The sequence below is a fragment of the Vibrio sp. 1401 genome (assembly GCF_033340295.1).
The window spans coordinates 1-604 of sequence record NZ_JAWOWF010000556.1; the positions used below are offsets into that span (position 1 = coordinate 1).

Here is a 604-nt window from a genome sequence, read left to right on the forward strand (position 1 = left end):
AACCGTTAGGATGTCGCCTTCGTTAGACGGAACGATCAGTGAAACTACTTGGTCGTCGTCAGCCAGCTTCATACCACGGACACCTGCCGCTGTACGACCCATTGCACGTACTTTGTCCTCGCTAAAGCGAACAACTTTACCTGCTTTAGAGAACAGCATGATGTCGCTTGAACCCGTTGTGATATCAACGCCGATTAGAGAATCGTCATCACGTAGGTTCACCGCAATTAGACCGTTTGAACGTACGTTCGCAAACTGGTCTAGAGAAGTCTTCTTAACGGTACCGTCGCCAGTTGCCATGAAGATGAACTTGTCTGCTGAGAACTCATCGACTGGAAGAATTGCAGTGATACGCTCACCATCTTCCAATGGAAGGATGTTCACGATCGGTTTACCACGTGCAGTACGGCTCGCCAATGGCAATTGGTAAACTTTCAGACGGTAAGTCTTACCGCGAGTAGAGAAACATAGAATGTTGTCGTGGGTATTCGCCACTAGAAGACGTTCAATGTAGTCTTCATCTTTCATTCGAGTTGCACTCTTACCTTTACCACCACGGCGCTGTGCTTCGTAGTCGCTTAGGATTTGGTACTTAACGTAGCCT

The 604-nt window shown here is 47.8% G+C and carries 1 protein-coding gene; it reads right to left on the reverse strand.

The window, feature by feature from the left end; all coding sequences use genetic code 11:
* Positions 1-604, reverse strand: a 604-nt coding sequence (locus tag R7Z77_RS26805; RefSeq protein ID WP_318137230.1) for a DNA gyrase C-terminal beta-propeller domain-containing protein, incomplete at both ends; no start/stop codon positions are given.